Raw genomic sequence first — 20,265 nt, forward strand, 5'->3', positions numbered from 1 at the left:
GCCAATCAACATTCGACGAATGCGACCGCCAGGCCACCCCGCGAGGTTTCCTTGTAGTTGGCATGCATGTCGGCGCCGGTGTCGCGCATGGTGCGGATCACCCGGTCTAGCGAGATGAAATGCTCGCCGTCACCGCGCAGGGCCATCTGCACGGCATTGATCGCCTTTACCGCAGCAATCGCATTGCGCTCGATGCACGGCACCTGGACCAGCCCGCCGACCGGGTCGCAGGTCAGGCCGAGGTTATGCTCCAGGGCGATCTCGGCGGCGTTTTCCAGTTGCGGCGGTGTGGCCCCCAGCACTTCAGCCAGACCGGCAGCGGCCATCGAACAGGCCGAACCGACTTCCCCCTGGCAGCCGACTTCAGCCCCGGAGATCGAGGCATTCTTCTTGCACAGGATGCCGACGGCGGCGGCGGCCAGCAGAAACGCCACCACATCGTCGTCACAGGCACCTGGGTTGAATTTCATGTAGTAGTGCAACACAGCCGGGATAATGCCGGCGGCGCCATTGGTGGGCGCGGTGACCATGCGTCCGCCAGCGGCGTTTTCTTCATTGACCGCCAGGGCAAACAGGTTGACCCACTCCATGGCGCTCAGGGTCGAACCGATCACATTCGGCTGCCCAGCCTCTTGCAGGCTGCGGTGCAGTCGTGCGGCACGTCGCTTGACGTTGAGGCCGCCGGGCAGGATGCCTTCGTTGCGCAAGCCGTTGTCGACGCAATCGCGCATTGCCGCCCAGATACGCAGCAGGCCTTCGCGCACTTCGGCTTGCGGGCGCCAGGCGCACTCGTTGGCCATCATCAGTTGCGCCACACTGAGCTGGTTGGCCTTGCACAGTGCCAGCAACTCTGCGGCGCTGGAAAACTCGTACGGCAGCTGGACCGCATTGTCTTGCGCCTGAGGCGCATCGATCTCGCCCTGCTCGACGATGAAACCGCCACCGATGGAATAGTAGGTCTGGTGCAACAGACGACCCTGCCCGCCCATGGCCTCGAGGGTCATGGCATTGGGGTGATATGGCAGGCTTTCGTCCAGCAGCAGCAGGTCGCGGGCATACTGGAACACCAGCGGATGGCTGCCATCGAGCATCAGGCACTGCTCCTGCAGCAACTGGCTGATGCGCGGCTCGATGGTGGCCGGGTCGATACGATCCGGCCATTGTCCCATCAGGCCAAGCAGGCAGGCGCGATCCGTGGCATGGCCTACCCCGGTCGCTGACAGCGAGCCGTACAGGCGCACTTCGATGCGCTGCACCTGGGCCAGCAAGCCCTGTTCGCGCAACGCCTGGGCAAAGCTCGCCGCTGCCCGCATCGGGCCTACGGTATGGGAGCTGGACGGGCCGATGCCAATCTTGAAAAGGTCGAAAACACTGATAGCCATACTAATGCCTGACCGTGTCGGCGCGGTACTGTGCCCCACGGCTGTCTGAGAAAATTGAGTGGTACTGCCAATTTGCGCGATACTGCCGCGATCACTGACCGATGACCAACGAAACTTCCTAAGCAAGGCTTTAGCGACACTAAACGATGCGACGACAACTCAATGGCCAGCTGTTCGTCTGGCTGCATGTCTTCTCCTGCGCAGCGCGGCACCTTTCGTTCACCCGCTGTGCCGACGAACTGCACATCACCCCCGGTGCTGTCAGCCAACAGATGCGCCAGCTGGAAGAGCGCCTGGGCTACAAGCTGTTCCTGCGCCGGGCACGCGGTGTGGAGCTCAGCGCCGAGGGCCAGCGCCTGGCACAGACGGTCACCGAGGCCTATGGCAGCATCGAGGCCGAACTGTTGCGCCTGGATGCCGGTGAAATCCGCGGTACCTTGCGCCTGCGTTCGATCCCGTCGTTCCTGGCCAAGTGGCTTACCCCTCGATTACCGCGTTTCCAGCAGCGTTACCCGGACATCGAACTGCGCCTGGTCGCCGAAGACAGCGCCCATGCCTTGCACCCCGGCGACTTCGACCTGGCCATCGACCTCAACGACGGCAGCTACCCGGGCATGCTGTCGACGCCTTTGCTGGACGAACAGATCTTCCCGGTCTGTTCACCTGCGCTGCTGCGTGGTCGCCCACCGCTGCATGGCCCGGCCGACCTGGCGCATTATCCGCTGCTGCACGACATCACCGCCTGGCGCGGCAGCTCGGAATATGCGGAGTGGGAGTTTTACCTGGAGGGCATCGGCGCCGGCGGGCTGGACGTGCGCCGGGGGCATACCTTCAACCGCAACCACCTGACCATCGAAGCGGCGATCGCCGGCGTCGGCGTGGCGATTGCCCGGCGCACGCTGCTCAATGACGAGCTCGAACGCGGCGCCTTGATCGTGCCGTTTGGCCACCCGATAGCCAACCACAAGCGCTACATGGTGCACTACCCCCCAGGCGGGCTGAACCAGCCGGGCGCGCGAGCGGTGCATGACTGGCTGGTGGAAGAAGCGCAAGGCTTTCGCGCCTTGCACCCGCTGACGCTACCGGCCTGATCACTCGACGGCTATGTGCTTGATGTCGAAGTCGAACGACGGCACAAAGCCGGTCGCGAGCAGGTGTGGGCACTCCGAGGGCTTGTAGTCATCGCTGAGCAAGTCCTGGCTGCTGTCATAGCCAGGCATGGATATCCCGGCCATGTTCAGCAGCATATGCGGCAGCGAGCCGATGCTGACCTGCTGGTCCTCCCTGGCCTTCAACTTTTCCAGTTTAACCATCTGCTCTGGCGAGAGGTTGCCGCTGGACCAGACAAACGCCGATGTCGACAGGTCGTACTGGTTACCGATGCCGTGGCCCAACAGCTCTCGGCTGTCATCCAGCAGGTTCTCGCCATGGTCCGACGCGTAGACCAGCAGTGCTTTCTCGTGCCTGGCCGCCAGCGTTTGCATGATCGAGAACAGCAGCCAGTCGGTGTACAGGACCGAGTTGTCGTAATCGGCCGTGATCCGGTCTTTCTGGCTGCCGCTGGCCGGCTTGAACCGGGCGAAGTCGCCTGGGAAGCGCCGAGCGTATTCGAAGTGGCTGCCCTTGATGTGGATGAATATCGCCTGGCGGCGCCTATCGGCCTTGCCCAGCACCTGCTGCAAGACCGGCACCAGCGCACCGTCATAGCTGCGCTCCAGGTACTGGCGGTAGTGAGCTTCTGCGGCGATCTGCGGAATGATCCCGCCAAAGCTGTCGACCTCCTGCGAAGACAGCCAGTACGTGTCGTAGCCGGCCGCACGCAAGATCCCGACCAGCGACTTGTTCGATGCAATCAGGTCCCAGTCGCGGATGGGGTACAGGCTGAGCAGCGAAGGCACGGCAACCGACGTGTAAGGCGCGGTGGTGCACATGCGCTTGAACTTGAACAGCCCCGGCTGCTGATCGAGGTGGGGCGTGGTGCTGTTCGGGTAGCCGTACAATGACCAGTTGTGCGGGCGCGAAGACTCGCCGATGACGAACACCAGCGTCTCGATGTCGGCCTGGTCGGAGATGCGGGTGATGTTCACCTGCGCCGCCATGCGTTGCTGGATATACCCCTTGGATTCCCAATACAGGGCCGCCGTCAGGCCGAGCTGCGACAGGTAGCCTACGGGCGTGCTCTGGTCTTTCGCCAACAGGTCGAGTACTGCGCCCTTGCTCAGTGAGTTGAGCGTGACGGTCTTGTAGAAATAAGCCCCATAGCCCAGCAGCAAGCCACCGAGCGCCAGCGCCAGCACGGCCTTGTTGCGGTGCTGGCGGCGGCCGTGAAGCCCGGCCAAGCCAACCCCGTAGCACACTGCGAACACCGCCAAGGTCGCAGCGATCGAGCGCCAGTAGGTGGCGAAAAATTCCGTCGCTTCCTTGTAGTTGGTCAAGGCAATGTACAGGTAGGCCGCCGTCAGCCGCGAACCGAAGTTCAGCACCACGAACAGGTCGATGCTCGCCAGCAGGTAGAACGGCAACAGCAGCACATGCACCCTGAACGGGTTGGCCGATATGAAGCGGATTGCCAGCAGCCACAGCAACGAAATGGCAAAGGTGTATAAGACCAGCAGGTCGATTTTCGCGCATTGGCAATCCGCCAACAGCCTGGCGAATTGCGGCGAAAACAGAAAGGCCCAGAGCAGCAGCGAGGGCCACTCGGCTTTCAACAGCCTGGCGATAACGGCTCCTCCCGCGGACAAGATGATGATGCCCCTCCCCGCCCCGCTGGCCTGCGGCGTCAATAAGCCTGCTTGCCAGTGAAGGCATTGAGGGTTCGTACCAGGATCACGAAGTCGAGCCACAACGACCAGTTGTTGATGTACTCGATGTCCGAATTGACCCGCTGGATCATCTGCTCGATATCCTTGGTTTCCCCGCGATACCCGCGTACCTGCGCCAGGCCCGTCATGCCGGGCTTGATGTTGTGGCGGGCGAAGTAATCGACGATGTCCTGCGAGTACAACGTGTCGTGCTGCAAGGCATGGGGGCGCGGGCCGACCAGCGACATGTCGCCGGTCAGCACGTTGAACAGCTGCGGCAGCTCATCGAGGCTGGTGCGCCGAATGAACGCTCCGACCCGGGTCAGGCGCGGGTCATTGCGCTGCGCCTGCTCGACCACGCCGTTTTCCGGCTGATGCACATGCATGCTGCGGAATTTCCAGATACGAAACGATTCCCCGGTCCAGCCGGTACGGTCCTGGCGGAAGAACACCGGCCCGGGGCTGTCGAACTTGATGATCAACGCGACCGCCAGCAACACCGGCGAGGCGCACAGCAGGATGAGCGCGGCCAGCACGCGGTCTTCCAGGTTCTTCAGGAACAGGCTGGTCCCGGTCAGCGGCGTTTCCGACAGGGTCAGCACCGGGATCCCGGCAATTTCGCGCACGCTATGGTTGATCAGGCGCAGCGAGAAGATGTCCGGAACCCAATTGACCGCAATGCACTTGTCGAGCAACTTGAGGTACACATCCTGAATCACTGCCGACCCGCCAAGGGGCGTAACCAGGTAAACCGTGCGGATGCCATGCTGGGCGATGATCTCGTCGAGATCGGCAATGCTGCCCAGCACGGGCAGGCGCAGCTTTGCATCCTGCCCCTCGCGGGCCTGATCTTCTTCCTGATCGACCCAGATGCACCCCATCACCCGCTCGCCGAACCACGGGTTGTTGCTGATCTTCTGATACAGGAAGTTGGCCAGGTCGCCATTGCCGATGATCAAGGCATTGTCCAGCCGCGCATGGGCGGTGAAGCGCTTTTGCAGCTCGCGCATGGCCACGTGCAGGAACAGCTGGACGATGTAGCCGATGACAAACAGTTGAACGACCAGCAAACGTGAATAGGTTTCGCTCTGCTTGGTCAGGAAGGCGATCACCACCAGGAAACAGAACGTCGCCGACCAGGCCTTGAACAGCCGGAAGGCCTTTACCGATAGCCCCACATTGCTGCGGTAGATGGCGTAGTGGTCGTAAATGACCGCCAGCGCGCCAATCAGCAACAGCAGCATGATCACGTAGTCCGAGGTGATGTAGCCAAACTGGTCGTAGATCAGGTACCACGCCACACTGGTGACGGCAATCCCATCAAGGCCGGCTTGCACGGCGTTGCTGACGCTACTTCTTCGCTGGAGTAACGACCGACTGCTTCTGGGTTCGAACACCATCGTAAGGCCTCACTGAACTGTGTGTGGCAAAAGCCTGACCATCACAACGAAGCGATGGAAACTCACCTCAGGTAGCTGAAAAACCTTTGAAAATTCGCAGCACGGCGCCCCGCCTCGATTGATATCACTGTAGCAGTACCCGGCGTTTGCTGCGGGGGCTCATCGACCGCCCCGACAGGCAGCATTCAGCTTCGCCGTTGTGCTCGCTGCCCAGGCGCTCTGGCATAAAGCAACGCACGCAACAGGAACAACGGATTACCCAGCACATAACGGGCAAACAGGCGCTTGGGCTCTTTGAGCAACCGGAACACCCACTCACCGTTCAGGCGGCGCACCCAGGAAGGCGCTCGCGCCACCTTGCCACCCAGAAAGTCGACAATGGCACCGCCGCAGACGATCAGGCAGGGGCAATCCAGCGCCGCCAGGCGAGCGGCGAGCTGTTCCTGCTTGGGCATTCCCATGCCCAGCACGATCAGCGCAGGCTGTTGTGCCTGGGCAAGGCCGAGGTAAGTGTCGAGTTCGGCGAAACCCTCATGCCGTGACACCACGTGCACGCCATAGCGCGCTTCGCAGCGTTGCGCGGCCTCGGACAGGAACGGTTCACGGGTTCCCCAGAATGCCACGCGCCTGCCATTGAAGGCCGTCAGCAGCTTGGGGATGAAGTCCGTGCCATTCATGTTCAGCCCAGGAGGCAGTCCCAGGCGCCGCAGCAATATCGCCATGCCGGCACCGTCGCGCAGCAGCACGTCAGCGGCCGAGAGTGCCTGGCAGTAATCAGCCTTGCCGGCAACCAGGTTCATGGCATGGGCGTTGACGAAAGCCAGTATGGTTGCCCGCTGAGGTGAACCTAACGTCGCGAGCAGGCATTGCTCATCCGTTGCATCCTGGACCAACCGCAGCTTGCCGATGACCGTGTCCCAGCGTTGCAACCCTGTCCAATCCCGCATCAGCTGTCATCCCGCTTCGATCGCACCCAGTCGACCTGGCGCTTGAGTAGGAACCCCAGGTACAGGGGGATTTTCCTCGCCGCATAGAACGGCGCGTACAGCAGTACCGAAAACGGGATCAGCTCTCGTGCAAAGCGCCCCCACGCCAACAATACAGCGGCCCCGAGCAGGCCCGACGCCAGCGTGGCAAGAAGCGCCGGCAGCAGCACGCCGAACACGCCGAATGCCAGCCAGGCGACCGCGAACAGCACCATCAGCAGCAAGGACAGCAAGGCCAGCGGCGGTACCAGAAGGTCCATGGCCATGCCCAACAGCGGCCAGTTACGTCGCACCAGTGCCTGGCCGAAAAGCCTGGGCCCCTCAGCCAGCACAACACCCAGGTACCCATGCTCCCAACGCTTGCGCTGGATGTTCAGGCCTTCCTGGCTGGTCGGGAAGTGACTGTTGACGACGGCGGCCGGGCAAAACAATGGCGGTTTTCCCAGTGCGGCACACTCCAGGCCCAGCTTCAGGTCTTCGACCAGGTGCCCGGTCGCCAGGTTGAGGGCCGACAGGTCTTGCCAGGCAAATGCCATGCCCGCCCCCATCAGCTGGCAAGGCATCCCCAGCCGAGCCCAGCCCCGTGGGCGGACCAGGTTCTTCACGCGCCAGGCAAAGGCAGCCACCTGCACCTTCAACCCTGCACCGGCAGGCGCATGCATCAGATACAGCGCTTGTGCCGGCCGGGCATAGTCGACACAACAGTGCGCCAACTGCTCGAGCGCACCCGCGCCGAGCTGGCAGTCGGCGTCGATGATGATCAACACCTCTGGGGGCGACTGGCGCAGGTGCTGCACCCCGAAGTCCAGCGCGTAGCCCTTGCCACGCCGCTGGAGATCCTGGCGCTCGACCACTTGCGCGCCCGCCGCGCGGGCCAGGTTCGCAGTCTGGTCCGTGCAGTTGTCGGCGACCACCAGCAACTGGTCGCCCTCGCGCAATTGCGGCGTGATACTGGCCAGCGTGGAGGTGATCAGCGTTGCCTCGCTGTGCGCCGGCACCAGCACTGCCACCCTGGCACGCTTAGCTTGCCGGGCAACCCGCGCAGGCGCAGGCAAACAGGCGAGCACCACCTGGGTAAACAGCACCAGGGTCGGCATCAGCACCAGCAACGCCGCCAAGCCCAGCAACCCGCTCAACAGGTTCAGCATGTCGGCCCCCTGAAATGGCTGACCAACCGCGCTGCTTCGGTGTCGATGTCGTGGCGCTCGAGCACGCGCTGGCAAGCAGCCTCGCCCATGCGTTGCAGCACCTCCACCGGTTGCTGCAGGGAGTCGAGCATGGCCTCGGTCAACGCCTCGACGGAACCTGCCGCGAACAACCAGCCGTTGTCACCCTGGCAGACCAGTTCGGGAATGCCTGCCACGTAAGTGGTAAGGACCGGCCGACGCAACGCCATGGCCTCCATGATGACCACCGGCAAGCCCTCGGCAAAGCTGGGTAGCACCAGGGCACGCGCGGCGAGGATTTCATCGCGCACCTGCGCACTGCTGATCCAGCCCGTGATACGCACCTGCGCCTGCAAGCCGTACCGGGCGATCAGCGCCTCGATCGGGCCGCGCATCTCACCATCGCCAGCCAGCACCAGCTTGAAGTCCACGCCCCGGCTCGCCAGAGCGCGGGCCGCCTCGACCAGCAGCAACTGGCCTTTCTGCTCGCACAGCCGCCCCACGCATACCAGCCGGGGCGCGGCTGGCGGCGCCAGTGCAACCCCCTCGTGGAAGCTGCGCTCCAGGCCACAATGCACCACCTTGACCTTGTCCCAATGCTCATGGGCCACCCAGCGATACAACTGACTGCGACCGAAAGAGCTGACAGCCGCCACGAAAGCGGCCCGGCGCACCTTCTCGCCCAGATGCAGGATCTGCGCCTTGTCGAACTCTTCCGGTCCATGCACGGTGAAGCTGTAGGCCGGCCCGCCGAGGGCATTGGCCAGCATCACCACCTCGGTCGAGTTGGTGCCGAAATGCGCATGCACATGTTCCGCAGCGGATGCCTGCAGCCATTGCAGCAAACGGCATGCTTCGGCCAGGTAGACCACGTGGTAGGGCCATGGGCGGTCAGCGCGCCAGCCCAGGCGAAGCGCCAGGCGCAGTGCGCCAAGAAAACGCTTGGGTTGTGCCCGCACGACGTCGAACAGCGGTCTCAGCAACCCCTTCAACCCTTGCTCCAGCACATAGCGGGTCTTGCCCCGTTCGGCCAGGTCTTCAGGGTCGTGCAGTTCGGCATCCCAGCCTCGCAGGGCGATGCGCTGAACCTCGATGCCCTGGCGCTCCAGCGCCTGTATTTCGCGGCGGATGAAACTGTGGCTGACCTTGGGATACTGATTGATGAAATAGGCGATACGCATAGAGCCCCGAATCTGTGTCCGTTTACGGGATGACCAGGTCTGCCCTGGCCTGCTGCACCGGGCTGTCGGCCAAGGCGGCCTGTATCTGGCCAAACACGTCATCCAGCAACGCATGGCGCCTGCGGTACATGGCCCGTTTCTTCGCTGCAACGTCCTCTGCCGCGCGTTGTGCGGGGGCCAAGGGAATGCTGAAGAAGTCTTCGCGGTCCGATGGCCCGGCGCCATTTTCCTGCCAGATGACATCGTAGTTGGCCGCCAGGTCCTGGTGCTTGTCGGCGCCAAAATAGGGATGGCGATGGTGGCGGTATTGGTCCCCCACCGCGTAGATACGCTCGGCCCCCACCGTCCTCGCCACGCATTTGATCGCCTCGATCAGCAGGCTCCTGGGGCGCAAGCCTTCGAAATCCTTGGTCAGCTCCCGGTAGATGGTCAGCGAGGTGTCGCTGTCCACGCCCTTGTGGATGCCCTGCACGGCGCCGATGTACAGGCACACGCCCGCCGCTTCCCGGCACAGGGTAAAGGCCAGCGAAGCCACCCGCAGATCGCCCTGGAACAGGTTGACCACCAGCTCGCCTTCGCGCTGAAACCAGATCGGCCGATCGAGCACCAGGCTGCAACCGCTGGCGTATGCCGACAGGTCGCACAGCTGCCGATGCTCGTCACGTCGCAACAGCAGCAACGGGGCACAGTGCGCGGCCACCACTTCGTAGTGCGACGCCACCGCTTCAAGCCGCTGCGGGGCGCCCCAGCACTTGCTGATGTAAGGCCACTGAACCACGCCGATGCAGTCGACGCCCAATCGCTCGAAGCGCTCCTGGCCCAGGGCCTGCGACATGCGCTGGGCGAACGCCTGCAGGCCGGACCACTCCCGGGCCATGGCTACTGTCAGCTTGAACTTGTTGTTGAGCGCGCGCAGCGAATAGCCGGGCTGCAAGGTGAGCACGCTCCTGGCCAGCGATCTGAACGTCATCGTCATGTCATTTGTACTCGATCAGCAGCGCCTTGCCGGCCGCATGCCTGTTGAGCAGGAACTTCGCCTGGCCGAGCATTTCCGGAAACTTGCCCACTACCAGAAACACCGCCTGCCACCAGTTCTCCCGTGTCGAGCGCCCACCGCGGCGGGCCAGGCGCACGATCTGCATCGGATAGACCAGCAACAACCACAGCCCCCAGCCGCCCGACAACAGGCTCACCGCCAGGATCGCCAGTGGCAGGTTCAGGCCCCACAACCAGGCGCGCCGTGACTCGCGCAGCCAATGGCGCTCCGGCGTCTGCCCATGCAGGTAGGCGCCTTCGGCATAGGCATAACCGGCACGCAGGCTTCGCCGCCACCATTGCCCGAATCGGGTCATGGCGGCATCGTGCAGGGTCATTTCATCGGCCAGGCGCCAGACCTTCCAGCCCCCTGCACGCAGGCGCACGCACAGCTCCGGCTCTTCACCGGCAATCAGTTCCGGGCGAAAACCAGACACCGCCATGAAGGCATCGACTCGCATCAGGGCATCGCCCCCACAGGCCTTGGCTTCCCCCACGGGGGTATCCCATTCGAGGTCGCAGAGCAGGTTGTACACCGAACGCTGGGGGAAGCGTTCGCGTCGGCGGCCACACACCACCGCCACGTCCGGGTGCTGGTCGAGAAACGCCTGGGCCTTGCCCAGCCAGCCGGCATCCACTTCACAGTCACCGTCGACGAACTGCACATGGCGGATGCCGGGCACGATGCCTTGCAGGCAGGCAAAGCCTTCATTGCGTGCGCGTGCGGCGGTAAAGGGTTGCGTCATGTCCAGCGCCACCACTTCAACGCCCAGCCGCTTCGCCAGCTGTACCGAGCCATCGGAGGAGCCGGAATCCACATACACCAGCTGATCCGCACGCCCCATCAGCGACAACAGGCAGCGCTCCAGGCGCTGGCCTTCATTGCGGCCGATCACCACCACTCCAATGCCTGTCTTCATCGGCGTCACTCGTCAGTTGAGGGCCAGGTCAGGTGTACTGCATCGCATCACTGTGCTTGCGTGCCTTGATGGTCGCGGGTACCCCTACTGCCAGGCAATTGTCCGGCACATCGGTCAGCACCACCGCGTTCGAGCCTATCGCCACGTTGTTACCGATGCGTATATTGCCCAGCACCTTGGCGCCAGCGCCGATGTCGACGTTGTTGCCGAATACCGGGGCAATGGGTTCGTCGACATTCTTCAGGCCTACCACCACGCCGTTGCGGATCCGGCAATCGTCGCCAAAACGCGCATAGCCACTGATGACGATGCCGCCGAAGTGGTCGATGACGAAATTGCGGCCAATCACCACCTCGCAGGGCAGCTCGACCCCGGTGATGATCTGCACGAACTTGAACAGCACCTTGTAGACCAAGGAGCACGGTTTGCGCAGCAAGGCCGGGCGCACGCCATAGCGCCAGCGGCCAAAGCGGTAGACCAGCAGTACCCAGAACCCCTGGGCGCCCCAGTCACCACCATGAGCGCGCAAGTCTGCACGGATGTTATCGAACATGGTTTCACCTACCGTGTGGGCTGGCTGGCAAACTGGGTCTTGAACAGCAGTGACCAGGTGGCGCGGGTATGCCGCCAGCACGCCTTGATCGCGGCCAGGCCGCGGCCCTTGAGCAATGCCTTGAGCGCCAGCACCAGGTCGCCCAGGCTCACCAGCAGCATGTGCAAGGCCAGCCCCGCTGCACCGTGATGCTTGCGGAAATACAACAGTTCGCTTTCGATCTGGTAGCCGGAGATCTGCCGGCTCGCCGCTTCCAGTTCAGCCACCGACTTGGAGCTTTCTCCGCCGATGTGCACCACGGTGGTATCGGGGAAGTACACCACTTTCCAGCCGGCCGCTTTTACCCGCTTGCAATGGTCCACTTCCTCGTAATAAAGGAAGTAGCGCGGGTCGAACAGGCCTACCTGATCCAGCACTTCGCGGCGCACCAGATAGAAGCAGCCGGGCAGCCAGTCACACTCACGCACCGAGGCGTGGTCCCAGTCCATTTCATCGACCATTTTCAGCCCGGGGAAGAAACGCTGGAGCCCGGTGCGCCCGACGAACACGTTCAAGGGGGTCGGGAAATAGCGACAGCTCGGCTGCAGGTCACCCTCCCGGCCCACCAGGCGTACCCCCAGAATGCCGCACTCAGGGTGTGCGTCCATGTAGTCGATGGTTTTCTGCAGACTGTCGGCGGCCACAAAGGCGTCAGTGTTGAGCAGCAGCGCGTACTTGCCCTGCAAGTGTGCCAGCAACTGGTTGTTGGCGCGGCCGAACCCGACATTGAGCTTGTTGCTCAACAACAGGGCTTGCGGGCAGACCTTGCCCAGACGCTCCACAGAATCGTCAACCGAGGCATTGTCCACCACCAGGTAGCTGGCCAATGCCTCACCCCCTGCGGCGCGCAGCGCATCGAACATCGGTTGCAGCAACGCTGCGGTGTTGAAGTTGACCACCATCACGTCGACAGGCTTCTTATCCATTGCTGCCGTCCCCGAAGAAATAGCGACGCCTGTGCATCGCCAGGGTTGACTCCAGCGACGGGTCGAAGGAGCCTTTGCGTTGCTTGATCAGGTCTATCCAGGGGTAGGCGTTGCAGCGCGCTTCGACCCGCTTGATCAGGTCTTCGGTGGTACAGATGAACTTGGCCGGGTTGCCGCCGACCACCGTCCCGGGCGCTACGTCTTTGGTCACCACCGCACCGGCAGCCACCACCGCATCTGGCCCGATGGTCACTCGCGGCATGACGATTGCGCCGTGGCCCACGAAACTGTTGTCCTTGACGTCGATGACACCGACCGAGTCGAGCTTTCTGCCATAACAGAGTTCGATCAGCGCCACCACGCCGTCATGGCCAATCAATGTGCAGTCGGACAAGCCGACGTTATTGCCGATGCGTACCAGGGCCGGGTCGGTGACGTTGCAACCGACATTCATGTGAAAGTTGCTGCCCACCGAATAGAACTTGCCCCATCGATGCTGAAACTCGCCCCACTGCCGCGGAGTGGGTTTACAGAGTTTCAGGTAGGCCGTCACGCCCCGCCCGGTGGTGTTGGCATAATGCGCCACTGCACTGCGTATCCATCCAAACATATGGCAAGCCTCGCAAATCAAGCAACCCTGGACTGTCCCTGAGGCGAACACGGTCTCGTTCTTGTGAGTGTTGACCCTGTTGCACTCAACCCTTGCACACCGCTGTTTCAGTTCAACCGGCTCAGGCCGCCGCCTTTGCCGCACGCATCTTCTCGTTGAGGTGGTCGGCCAGCCTCAAGGCGAATTGCAGCAGTGGCATGGTCGGGTTCGAAGCCCCGCCGGTAGCGAACACGCTGCTGCCGGCGACATAAAGGTTTTCAATGCCAAACACCTTGCAGTTGGTATCGACCACCCCGTCCTTGGCATTGGCCGCCATCCGCGTGGTGCCCATGTGATGCGCATGCGGTGACAACCTCAACGGCAGGCTGGTGTCGTAGACGTAGTCGTTCAGTTTGACGAAACCCAGGCCCATTTCTGCGAACTGCTTGGCCAGTTCACTGCCGATGCACTTGATCGTGTGCCGGTCGCTGGCGCTCAGTACCCAGTTGACGTTGACCTTGGCCACCCCCAGCTCGTCCTGCTCGTCCAGCAGCGATATGCGGCTCTGCACGTTGGGGAACTGCTCGATCAGGGTGCTGATCACGCCATCGCCGGGGCAGCTGAACTTGGCAACGAATTCGATCTTGCTGGCCACGCCCATTTCGCAGGCCAGGTTTTCCAGGAAGTACTTCACCTCAGCCGTACGCCCGTAGGTGCGCACATCGGCCAGCACAGACGCCAGGACATTGCCTTTACCGGCGTGATACTCGGCGACGAAGGCATCGGTGGTGAAATACTGGCGGGGCTCCGTGTCTTCGCCGCTGCGCAGGACGAAGGTACCCATGTCGATATTCAGGTGCTCCATGAAGCACCGCCCAACCAGCCCGTCCTTGTGCACCACGCCGGCCTGCACCAGCGACTGGCTGTTTAGCAGTTGCCTGGCGTTTTCAATGGCCCCCATGGCGAGGATGTAATTGCGCGCGTTGACAGGCTGGCGCTTGCCGTCGTAGTCGGAAACCTGCACGGCCTTGAGCTGCCCAGCGGCCTGATCGAACAGCAGGTCGACACAGTTGCAGTTGATGAATACATCCAGCCCAGGCGTTTCGTTGAGCGCCGTGGCGTACTTCTGCGCAAAGCGCGTTGGCGGGCTGAGCAGAAAGCGGTCGGCATCGAAATCGCCACCGTTGAGGCCTGCATTCACCGCGCGAAATTCCGCGCCCTGTGGCAGATCGACGATTTCCATGGCGCCTGGCAGATAGCGTTCGACTTCCGCATAGGGGATTGGCCAACCCGGCATGTCGACGGGTGGTGGCACGGCAAAATCAGAAGCAGTGAAAGGCCGGCAGCGGCCCATCCAGTGATTGGAGGTGCCGCCCAGGTAACGCAGGCGGGCTTCCCCGGGGTACAGCTCGAGGCCAGTGGAGGTGCACTTGTACAGCGCCTGCGAGCGCGGCGTGTATTCGCGCCCGCCACCTTCGAGCAAGGCTACGCTCCAGCCGGCCGCGGCCAGGCGCAACGCCAGGGTGATCCCCGCAGGGCCTGCGCCCAGGATGCAGAAATCGTAGGCGTTTCGCAGGCTTTTGTCGGCGTCGTAATCCTTGATCATGAGCGTCCATCCTGGAAGTATCCGACCGGCAATACCCAACCATTGATGATGACGAAACCGCCCTTGGGCTCAGGGTTGCGCGCTGCCCTGGCGTTGGCGCAGACACCGAACACGGCCGCCCCGGCACTCAACAAGACACAACTGCGAACAAAGCTTCTGCGCCCCAGCGAAGAAGTACAAAACTGCAGCTTCCCCATGATCACAGCCCCATACCGTTGGTTTTTTCTTATGCCCCGCGCACTGCTGCGGGCCTTGCCGGGCGACCATCAGGATCAATCGGAAACGCGCGTCAACAAGGCACCCCTATCGCAATCATAGGCACAACCAACGTCACTCGCCTGTGCTGGAATGTTCGCATCGCCATGACTCCAATCGACTGCATGACTTCAATCTCCGACCGAATGGCTAGAAGTCACTATAGTTTCATTTAGCCACGATGCTAGCCTCCATCCAGCCCACCGAGGGATAGGTGCCTACAGCCCATGCCAGAACATTTGCGAGCCCTGGTCGTCATTCTGCTTGTGGCCAGTGTGGTTTTCTTCATGGCCCGCCGTCCGGCGGCCGATCTGATCGCCGTTGCGGACTTCAAACGGCGCCGCAATCTATGGTTCACCCTGACCCTGATGGCGTTCTTCGCCCACAGTTTCTGGGTGTATGCCGCAGCCGCCACGGTCATCCTGCTGGTCGCCAGGCGACGTGAGCACAACCCGCTGGCGCTGTTTTTCATGCTGTTGTTCCTGATCCCGCCGGCCATGACCGAAATACCTGGCTTTGGCGTGGTCAACTACCTGTTCGACATCAATCACCAACGGGTACTGACCCTGTGCGTACTGCTCCCGGCGGCGCTGGTGCTGAGCAGGCAAAGCGAGAGCGTTCGCTTCGGCCGGCTGCTGCCCGACAAGCTGCTGCTGGCCAGCCTGGTACTGACCAGCGTGCTGGCGCTACGCGAGACGACGGTCACCGACACGCTGCGTCAGGTGTTGAGCCTGTACATCGATGTGTTTCTGCCTTACTACGTGGCCAGTCGTGGCTTGCGCGAACTCAATGACTTCAAGGACGCCATGCTCGCGTTCGTCCTGGTTGGCTTCCTCCTGGCGCTGCTCGGGGTCGCCGAGTATGTCCGTCACTGGCTGCTGTACAACGCCCTGCTCGATGCCCTGGGCCTGCAATGGGACATGAAGGCCTACCTGAGCCGTGGAGGCTCGCTGCGAGCCAGTGTCACCACCGGCCAGGCCATCGTGCTCGGCTACGTGATGGCGGTGGCCGTGGGTTTGTTCCTGTTCGTCCAGCACTTCGTGCAGCGGCCTGCGCACCGCTACCTGGGCGCCCTGCTCCTGGCTGCCGGGCTGTTTGCGCCACTGTCGCGCGGCCCGTGGATCGGCGCCGGGGTGATCGTGGTGGTGTTCATCGCCCTGGGCCGGCACGCGGTGTCACGCCTGGCATTGCTGGCCCTGGCCGGCGTATTGAGCATACCGCTGCTGAGCGTGATGCCCGGTGGCGACAAGATACTCGACCTGCTGCCCTTCATCGGCAAAGTGGACACAGAGAACATCACCTACCGCCAACGCCTGCTCGACAATTCGTGGATCGTCATCCAGCGCAATCCGCTGTTCGGCTCCTTCGATTACCGCAGCACCCCGGAAATGCAGTCCATGATCCAGGGCGAAGGGATCATCGACATCGTCAACACCTACGTCGGCCTGGCCCTGCGCATCGGCTTGGTGGGACTGGGGCTGTTCCTCGGCTTTTTCGCCTGCATCCTGCTGGGTATCTACCGGGCGGTACGCGCGATCAGCGATAACGCTGACCCATACCGCCTGCTGGGGCGTGTGTTGCTGGCGACATTGCTGGGGATCCTGGTCACCATTTTCACCGTCAGCAGCATCACCGTCATCCCGATCGTGTACTGGTCGATAGCCGGGCTCAGCGTCGCCTACATACAGATGATGCGCCGACAGGCCATTGAAGAGCCCCGCCAGGTGACCACCATCAGCCTTCAACCGAGGTAGTTCGATGCCCAGCCTTGCCCTGTGTACATGGACCCGCACATCGCTACTGGTCGGCCTGCTGGCATTGCCAGTGGGCGCCTGGGCATCCGAGTGGGTGGTGCGTGTCGACGAACAGAACGGCCTGCCCACATTGACCCACGGGGGTGGCCCGGCGTTTGTTTCCAGCTTTGACTTCTGGGGCGCGAACTGGGGCTGGACCGGGTTCTATCCGACGCTCAAGGTCGATGGCCCCTACCGTTACATGCTGAGCGGCACCAACAAGGACCTGGACTTCGACCTCAAGGCCGTCATCCACAAGCCCCAGGCACAAACCCTCAGCTGGGACTTCGACCTGCAGGCGCACAGCCGGCAGAGCGACGTGATGGGCGGCGGTATCGTCTGGCGCTTCGACCCCACACTGATTGCCGGGGAAATGGGCGACCCGGTGCTGTTGCCCGACAACCGCGGCTGGGCGTGGGGCAAGAACCCCCAAGGGCCGCACGTCGAAATGCGCTTCGATCCACCGCTGGCCAAGGTCTATTTCGAACGCGGCAACACCGACCAGGTGCGCACCTTCTTCTACACCGACCCGATCAAGCCTGGGCAGCAGCAAATCAAGGCGCAACTGAGCGTGACCGGGGATATCACCATCGGCCAGACCGCCACGGAACGCTTCGGCATGAGCGACCCCACCACCTGGCCAGATGACCAGCTCGACTGGCGCACCTCGCCGGTTGACCTGTCGTTCCTCAACGCGCCGGAGAAACCGGCCGGCAAGCGCGGCTTCGTCAAGGCCGAGGGTGAGCAGCTGGTGTTTGCCGACGGCACACCGGTACGCTTCTGGGGGACCAACCTGTCGGCCTATTCGCTGTTCCGTACGCCCGACGAGGAAATCAGGCTGCAGGCCAAGCGCCTGTCGGCGCTGGGTTTCAACCTTGTGCGCCTGCACCATCACGACTCCCCTTGGGTGACCCCCAACATTTTCGGCGACCTGCAACAGATCAAGGACACGCAAACGCTCAGCGCCGAGTCGTTGAAGAAGATCGACCTGTGGATCAAGAGCCTCAAGGACGAAGGCATCTATGTCTGGCTCGACCTGCATGTGTCGCGGCCAGTCACGGCCGCTGACAACATTTATGGCTTCGACGAGTTGCCCAAGGACCATGGTGTCGCCGGCCTCAAGGGCTACCTGTTCGTCAACACCAGCATGCAGCAGGCCTTGAAGCGCTTTGCCGAACAGTACCTGACCCACGTCAACAGCTACACCGGGCTGGCCTACAAGGATGACCCGGCGATTGCCGCCGTGCTGATCACCAATGAGAACGACGTCACCCACCACTTTGGCAACGCGCTGCTACCCGACAAGGATGTACCCAGGCACAGCAAGCTCTACATGGACCAGGCCAAGGCCTTTGCCGAGCGCCATGACCTGCCCGCAGACAAGACCTGGCGTGCCTGGGAGCATGGCCCTTCGAAGCTGTTCCTCAACGACCTGGAGCAGCGTTTCTATGCCGACATGATCGGTTACCTGCGCACGCTGGGCGTCAAGGTGCCGATCGCCACCACCAGCACCTGGGGCCTCAATGGCTTGTCCTCGCTGCCTGCACTGACTGCAGGTGATGTGGTCGACGCCCACAGTTACGGCGGCCTCGGCCAACTGGAGAAGAACCCGCTGAGCAGCGACGGCATGATCAACTGGCTGGGTGCGGCGCAAGTACTGGGCAAGCCGATGACCGTCACCGAGTGGAACGCCGAACCCTTCCCCCTGCCTGACCGCCACACGCTGCCGCTGTACGTGGCCGGCACCGGCAGCCACCAGGGTTGGGACGCGATCATGCAGTACGCCTACAGCCAGCAGGCATTCTTCGAACAATGGCGCCGGGCCGACAACTGGAACGCCTACAACGACCCAGGGCTGATCGCCACCCTCCCCGCCGCCGCCCTGCTCTATCGGCGCCAGGACGTGCACCAGGCCAAGACCCGCTACGTCTTTGCGCCCACGGCAGAAACGCTGTTCAACCAGGACATCTCGCCGGCCAATTCGGTGATGTTGCGCACGGCCATGGAAAAAGGCCGCCTGCAGATCGCCATGCCGCACACCCAGCAGTTGCCGTGGCTGCAGGCCGGCACGCTGCCGGCTGACGCGCAGGTGCTGAAAGACCCGGGGCAGTCACTGATCGATGCCAATGCCAGCGAAGCCGTAAGCGACAGCGGCGAGCTGCGCCACAACTGGCAGCAGGGCCTCTACACCATCGATACGCCCATGACCCAAGCGGCGAGCGGCTGGCTGGGCGGCCAGTCGCTCAATGTCGGCGACATTCAGGTCCAGCTCAAAACCGGTAATGCCAGTGTCGTGGTGCAAAGCCTGGACAGCAAGCCGCTTGCCCAGTCGCGCAGCCTGCTCATTTCACTGGGCAGCCGCGCCATCCCCAGGCCCGAAGACGTCACGCCCTTCCATGTCGAACCACTCGAGGGCAGCCTGAGCATCAAGGCGCCGGCAGGCCTGAAACTCTACAGCCGCAGCAGCGATGGCAAGGAAAATGCCTTGCCGGCGAGCTACAAGGATGGGCGCTACCTGATCACGTTCGATGGCCAGCACATGGCCAACTGGCTGTTCTTGAAATAGGGCATATCGCCATCTACAGTCATTGAAGCCCTGTACGCCAGGCATTCAACGCTGCGTCTGCTCCAGGAGGATTGGATGAAGTATCTGGTTGTCGGTGGTGCAGGTTATATCGGCTCACACATGGTCAAGCACCTGCTGCGTGCCGGCCATGACGTGGTGGTGGCAGACCTCGAGGCGCCGGCATCCGGCGTCGAATGGGTGTGCCTGGACATCGCCGACGGCCACGCGCTGGACACCCTGTTCGGCGATTACCACTTCGAGGCCGTGTTCCACTTCGCCTCGTTCATCCAGGTCGGCGAGTCGGTGGCAGACCCCGACAAGTACTACCTGAACAATGTCTGCTCGACCCTCAGCCTGTTGGAGGCCATGGTACGGGCAGGCATCAAGCGGCTGATCTTCTCCTCCAGCGCCGCCGTATATGGCGACCCTCTGTCTGTTCCCATCGACGAGCAACACCGCAAGCTGCCGATCAACCCCTACGGGCGCACCAAGTGGATGGTGGAGCAGATGCTCGAAGACTTCGACCGGGCCTATGGCCTGCGTTCGGTCAGCTTGCGCTATTTCAATGCCGCAGGCGCTGACCCGGACGGTGAGCTGGGTGAATGCCACGAGCCGGAAACCCATCTGATTCCATTGATCCTGCAGGCGGCCTCCGGGCGGCGCGAGGCCGTGACCGTGTTCGGCCATGACTACGACACCCCGGATGGCACCTGCATCCGCGACTATATCCACGTTGCCGACCTGGCTTGCGCGCACGCCCTGGCCGTGGAGTACCTACAGGCCGACGGCGCGACGACGGCGTTCAACCTGGGCAACGGGTTGGGGTTCTCGGTGCAGGAAGTGATCGATACTGCGCGGTCGGTTACCGGGCGGCAGATCAATGTGATCGAGGCCCCCCGCCGCGCTGGCGACCCGCCCCGGCTGGTGGCGGATGCCGAGAAAGCCAGGTCCATGCTGGGCTGGCAGCCCGCGCTCAGGTCACTGGATGAGATCGTCAGTCATGCGTGGGCGTGGGAGTTGAAGTATCCCTGGAAGTGACAGCCAGCCCCTTCACGGTTGCTCGA

General features: G+C 62.7%; 16 protein-coding genes. 4 read left to right on the top strand and 12 right to left on the bottom strand.

Annotated features, from left to right (window positions below):
- Positions 1–5 precede the first annotated feature (5 nt).
- Complete coding sequence (locus APH33_RS12380; protein ID WP_054885416.1) at positions 6–1,382, bottom strand: L-serine ammonia-lyase; 1,377 nt, start codon at positions 1,380–1,382, stop codon at positions 6–8.
- Positions 1,383–1,528: 146 nt separating this feature from the next.
- On the opposite strand from APH33_RS12380, the gene APH33_RS12385 reads away from it, so the two are divergent.
- Positions 1,529–2,473, top strand: a complete 945-nt coding sequence (locus APH33_RS12385; RefSeq protein ID WP_054885417.1) for a LysR substrate-binding domain-containing protein — start codon at positions 1,529–1,531, stop codon at positions 2,471–2,473.
- Here the strand turns inward: APH33_RS12385 and APH33_RS12390 are convergent, their stop codons facing one another.
- From APH33_RS12390 to APH33_RS12440, 11 genes are all read right to left on the bottom strand, one after another.
- Positions 2,474–4,126, bottom strand: a complete 1,653-nt coding sequence (locus APH33_RS12390; RefSeq protein WP_256218649.1) for a phosphoethanolamine transferase — start codon at positions 4,124–4,126, stop codon at positions 2,474–2,476. It lies immediately after the preceding gene.
- Between the two features lie 38 nt (positions 4,127–4,164).
- A complete protein-coding gene (locus APH33_RS12395) occupies positions 4,165–5,586 on the bottom strand; it encodes an undecaprenyl-phosphate glucose phosphotransferase (RefSeq protein WP_054885418.1) in 1,422 nt (473 codons plus the stop codon).
- Between the two features lie 185 nt (positions 5,587–5,771).
- The gene (locus tag APH33_RS12400) at positions 5,772–6,533 is read right to left on the bottom strand and encodes a WecB/TagA/CpsF family glycosyltransferase (protein ID WP_054885419.1); all 762 of its coding nucleotides are present in this window, start codon (positions 6,531–6,533) and stop codon (positions 5,772–5,774) included.
- Positions 6,533–7,720 (bottom strand): glycosyltransferase family 2 protein, encoded by a 1,188-nt coding sequence (locus APH33_RS12405; protein WP_054885420.1) that lies wholly within the window; start codon positions 7,718–7,720, stop codon positions 6,533–6,535. The genes APH33_RS12400 and APH33_RS12405 overlap by 1 nt, the downstream gene beginning before the upstream one ends.
- Positions 7,714–8,919, bottom strand: coding sequence for a glycosyltransferase (locus tag APH33_RS12410; RefSeq protein ID WP_054885421.1), 1,206 nt, complete (start codon positions 8,917–8,919; stop codon positions 7,714–7,716). The genes APH33_RS12405 and APH33_RS12410 overlap by 7 nt, the downstream gene beginning before the upstream one ends.
- A 22-nt stretch (positions 8,920–8,941) precedes the next feature.
- Complete coding sequence (locus APH33_RS12415; protein WP_054885461.1) at positions 8,942–9,889, bottom strand: DUF535 family protein; 948 nt, start codon at positions 9,887–9,889, stop codon at positions 8,942–8,944.
- A gap of 7 nt (positions 9,890–9,896) precedes the next feature.
- Positions 9,897–10,874 (bottom strand): glycosyltransferase family 2 protein, encoded by a 978-nt coding sequence (locus APH33_RS12420; RefSeq protein WP_054885422.1) that lies wholly within the window; start codon positions 10,872–10,874, stop codon positions 9,897–9,899.
- A gap of 28 nt (positions 10,875–10,902) precedes the next feature.
- Positions 10,903–11,427 carry a serine O-acetyltransferase gene (locus tag APH33_RS12425; protein WP_054885423.1) on the bottom strand — a complete coding sequence of 175 codons (525 nt, stop codon included), beginning with the start codon at positions 11,425–11,427 and terminating at the stop codon, positions 10,903–10,905.
- Between the two features lie 8 nt (positions 11,428–11,435).
- A complete protein-coding gene (locus APH33_RS12430; RefSeq protein WP_054885424.1) occupies positions 11,436–12,392 on the bottom strand; it encodes a glycosyltransferase family 2 protein in 957 nt (318 codons plus the stop codon).
- Positions 12,385–13,002, bottom strand: a complete 618-nt coding sequence (locus tag APH33_RS12435) for a transferase (RefSeq protein ID WP_054885425.1) — start codon at positions 13,000–13,002, stop codon at positions 12,385–12,387. The genes APH33_RS12430 and APH33_RS12435 overlap by 8 nt, the downstream gene beginning before the upstream one ends.
- Before the next feature lie 121 nt (positions 13,003–13,123).
- A complete protein-coding gene (locus tag APH33_RS12440; RefSeq protein ID WP_054885426.1) occupies positions 13,124–14,587 on the bottom strand; it encodes an FAD-dependent oxidoreductase in 1,464 nt (487 codons plus the stop codon).
- Between the two features lie 482 nt (positions 14,588–15,069).
- Between APH33_RS12440 and APH33_RS12445 the strand changes: the two genes are divergently transcribed.
- The 3 genes from APH33_RS12445 (at position 15,070) to galE (ending at position 20,239) form a co-directional block, all read left to right on the top strand.
- A complete protein-coding gene (locus APH33_RS12445) occupies positions 15,070–16,596 on the top strand; it encodes an O-antigen ligase family protein (RefSeq protein ID WP_054885427.1) in 1,527 nt (508 codons plus the stop codon).
- Between the two features lie 4 nt (positions 16,597–16,600).
- Entirely contained in the window at positions 16,601–19,201 is a 2,601-nt protein-coding gene (locus APH33_RS12450) for a glycosyl hydrolase family 5 (protein ID WP_054885428.1), read from the top strand.
- A gap of 75 nt (positions 19,202–19,276) precedes the next feature.
- Positions 19,277–20,239 carry a UDP-glucose 4-epimerase GalE gene (gene galE / locus APH33_RS12455; protein ID WP_054885429.1) on the top strand — a complete coding sequence of 321 codons (963 nt, stop codon included), beginning with the start codon at positions 19,277–19,279 and terminating at the stop codon, positions 20,237–20,239.
- The last annotated feature ends 26 nt before the right edge of the window (positions 20,240–20,265 follow it).

This window comes from Pseudomonas sp. NBRC 111130 (genome assembly GCF_001320485.1).
Lineage (GTDB): Bacteria > Pseudomonadota > Gammaproteobacteria > Pseudomonadales > Pseudomonadaceae > Aquipseudomonas > Aquipseudomonas vlassakiae.

Excerpts from the sequence above, each read along its gene's own strand:
- APH33_RS12380 (WP_054885416.1), bottom strand. The coding sequence starts at position 1,382 with ATGGCTATCAGTGTTTTCGACCTTTTCAAGATTGGCATCGGCCCGTCC.
- APH33_RS12385 (WP_054885417.1), top strand. The coding sequence starts at position 1,529 with ATGCGACGACAACTCAATGGCCAGCTGTTCGTCTGGCTGCATGTCTTC.
- APH33_RS12395 (WP_054885418.1), bottom strand. The coding sequence starts at position 5,586 with ATGGTGTTCGAACCCAGAAGCAGTCGGTCGTTACTCCAGCGAAGAAGT.
- APH33_RS12400 (WP_054885419.1), bottom strand. The coding sequence starts at position 6,533 with ATGCGGGATTGGACAGGGTTGCAACGCTGGGACACGGTCATCGGCAAG.
- APH33_RS12405 (WP_054885420.1), bottom strand. The coding sequence starts at position 7,720 with ATGCTGAACCTGTTGAGCGGGTTGCTGGGCTTGGCGGCGTTGCTGGTG.
- APH33_RS12410 (WP_054885421.1), bottom strand. The coding sequence starts at position 8,919 with ATGCGTATCGCCTATTTCATCAATCAGTATCCCAAGGTCAGCCACAGT.
- APH33_RS12415 (WP_054885461.1), bottom strand. The coding sequence starts at position 9,889 with ATGACGTTCAGATCGCTGGCCAGGAGCGTGCTCACCTTGCAGCCCGGC.
- APH33_RS12420 (WP_054885422.1), bottom strand. The coding sequence starts at position 10,874 with ATGAAGACAGGCATTGGAGTGGTGGTGATCGGCCGCAATGAAGGCCAG.
- APH33_RS12425 (WP_054885423.1), bottom strand. The coding sequence starts at position 11,427 with ATGTTCGATAACATCCGTGCAGACTTGCGCGCTCATGGTGGTGACTGG.
- APH33_RS12430 (WP_054885424.1), bottom strand. The coding sequence starts at position 12,392 with ATGGATAAGAAGCCTGTCGACGTGATGGTGGTCAACTTCAACACCGCA.
- APH33_RS12435 (WP_054885425.1), bottom strand. The coding sequence starts at position 13,002 with ATGTTTGGATGGATACGCAGTGCAGTGGCGCATTATGCCAACACCACC.
- APH33_RS12440 (WP_054885426.1), bottom strand. The coding sequence starts at position 14,587 with ATGATCAAGGATTACGACGCCGACAAAAGCCTGCGAAACGCCTACGAT.
- APH33_RS12445 (WP_054885427.1), top strand. The coding sequence starts at position 15,070 with ATGCCAGAACATTTGCGAGCCCTGGTCGTCATTCTGCTTGTGGCCAGT.
- APH33_RS12450 (WP_054885428.1), top strand. The coding sequence starts at position 16,601 with ATGCCCAGCCTTGCCCTGTGTACATGGACCCGCACATCGCTACTGGTC.
- galE (WP_054885429.1), top strand. The coding sequence starts at position 19,277 with ATGAAGTATCTGGTTGTCGGTGGTGCAGGTTATATCGGCTCACACATG.